This window comes from Mesonia mobilis DSM 19841 (genome assembly GCF_000423405.1).
Lineage (GTDB): Bacteria > Bacteroidota > Bacteroidia > Flavobacteriales > Flavobacteriaceae > Mesonia > Mesonia mobilis.
In genome coordinates this window covers 1-2,253 of the sequence record NZ_AUHX01000037.1, presented here as the reverse complement: position 1 = coordinate 2,253, position 2,253 = coordinate 1, and the positions used below count along the sequence as shown (strand labels likewise).

Here is a 2,253-nt window from a genome sequence, read left to right as displayed (position 1 = left end):
TTTGTGTCCTGCGGACACAACCGCGCAAGCATAAAAGTCGGTAATTTTAGCTATCTTAGTTTTCAAACAACCCGCAACTGATTGTTATACAAGACCGTTGGGCACAATGTGAACAAAAACTGTAAAACTCATTAAAAATTGTTGAATCCGAAATCTAATTTTTTTAAATTTACGTTATGAATACAATCGTTGAAGAACCAGTAGTAACGTATAATCAAATCAATTTAAGTTTTGCAAATTATACAAAGGAGCGAAAACTTGAACCACTCGTAAAATGGGCTGGTGGAAAAGAACAGGAACTAAAGTATATCATCCCGAATCTTCCTGACTATTTTGAAAATTATTACGAGCCTTTTGTTGGTGGAGGTTCAGTTTATACCGCAATTCAAGCAAAAGAATATTTTATAAATGATAAAGCACACGAATTAATTGATTTATATAAAATCATTGTTTCGGACAAAAGGGAAATGTTCTTCAAAGCAATTGAGGAAATAATTCACAATTGGGAAGTTTTAGGAAACATTTCAGAAAAAAATCAAAATTTTTTTATAAAAATCTATAAAGATTTTGCCGCAGGCAAAATATCTAAAGATATTTTGTCCAACAAGATTTATGAGTTTATTTTAAAAAACTCTAAAGAATTCAACGGGCTTTTTTCATCTTATTTTAACTTCAATATTGAGAATTTCCTAAAAGAAATAAAGAAAAATTTAGTTCGTAAAACTTCAAGAATGAAAGTTCTTGAGAAAGAAAAAGGGAAATTACCTGACAAAGATATTTTAGACAATATCGAAACTGCATTTAAAAGTGCTTTTTATATGCACTTTCGACATATTTACAACTTTCATAAAAAATATGAACTAAACCAAGCCTTTTACACAGCAATATTTTTATTCATAAGAAATTACGCTTATTCAGGAATGTTTCGCTACAATTCAAAAGGCGAATTTAATGTTCCATATGGCGGAATTGCATACAACAATAAGAACTTTAGAAAAAAAATAGAATATCTAAAATCAGAGCCTTTACAAGAATTGTTATCAAAAACAAATATTGTAAATGCAGATTTTCAAGACTTTTTTAATCTTTACGAACCAACAGAAAATGATTTTATTTTTTTAGACCCACCATACGACACAGAGTTCAGCACATATGCTCAAAATGATTTTTTAAAAACTGACCAAAAAAGACTTGCAGAATATCTAATAAACAACTGTAAAGCAAAATGGATGATGATTATAAAAAATACTGACTTCATTTTTGATTTATACAATCATCCAAAAGTTAAAATTTCCACGTTTGACAAAACTTATTTAGTAAGTTTTATGAATAGAAATGATAAGAATGTTGAACATCTTTTAATCACAAATTATTAAAATAAAAAATGGCTCACACAGAAGCACAAATAAGAAGGGCTATAAAACCTCTATTAACCGTTTATGGAGAATTAAACACATCAGAAGTTAAAAGTTTATTACATACAGTTTTAACTTTTGATGCCGAAGACAATATAAAATCGAAAACTCGTAATGAAACTTTAATTATTCAACGAATAGGCAATATTGTAGCACATCAAGGAGAAAAAGTGAAAGTTTATGATGAAGGCTTTATAGTTGACAAAAATCATAGACCAGCAAGATTTTCTCTTTTAAACCCTATATCTAATAAAGTTATTCAGCCTGATGAAGTAACGACAATTAAGGAAAAAACAAAACGTTTTATTGGGCGTAAAGTTGACTGGGAAAAAGTAAGAGACCGAAATAATGAAATAGGAGACCAAGGTGAGGAATTTGTGTTGGAGTTTGAAATTGACCGACTAATAGAAACTCTTTCAATAGAAAGAGCAAAAGCAATGCAAAATGTTCAGCATTTGAGTAGATTACAAGGAGATGGATTAGGTTATGATATTTCCTCAATAAATAATGACGGCTCACCTCGTTATATCGAAGTTAAAACAACAAGTGGTGATTTTAATCAACCATTTTTTATGAGCGAAAATGAAAGAAGATTTTTTGAGGAATATGGAGATTCTGCTTTTATTTACCGTGTATATAACTTTGATAAAGAAGCCCGACACGGCAACGTTAAAATTATAAGCAGTAGTGAATTATTTTCCGATTTCACTTTTGACACAACGACTTGGAAAGTAACACCGAAATAAAACACTGTGCCCAACAATGGTAACCGTTGCACAAGCCTTTAATTCTTAGAAAATCTCACTTATTTAAACCGCTTTTAGGAGGTTTTTTGTTT

The 2,253-nt window shown here is 30.0% G+C and carries 2 protein-coding genes; both read left to right on the top strand.

The window, feature by feature from the left end:
• Positions 1–176: 176 nt before the first annotated feature.
• Positions 177–1,376 (top strand): DNA adenine methylase, encoded by a 1,200-nt coding sequence (locus tag G551_RS0112210; RefSeq protein WP_084626412.1) that lies wholly within the window; start codon positions 177–179, stop codon positions 1,374–1,376.
• 8 nt (positions 1,377–1,384) lie between these two features.
• Complete coding sequence (locus G551_RS0112205) at positions 1,385–2,161, top strand: DUF3883 domain-containing protein (RefSeq protein WP_027885824.1); 777 nt, start codon at positions 1,385–1,387, stop codon at positions 2,159–2,161.
• The last annotated feature ends 92 nt before the right edge of the window (positions 2,162–2,253 follow it).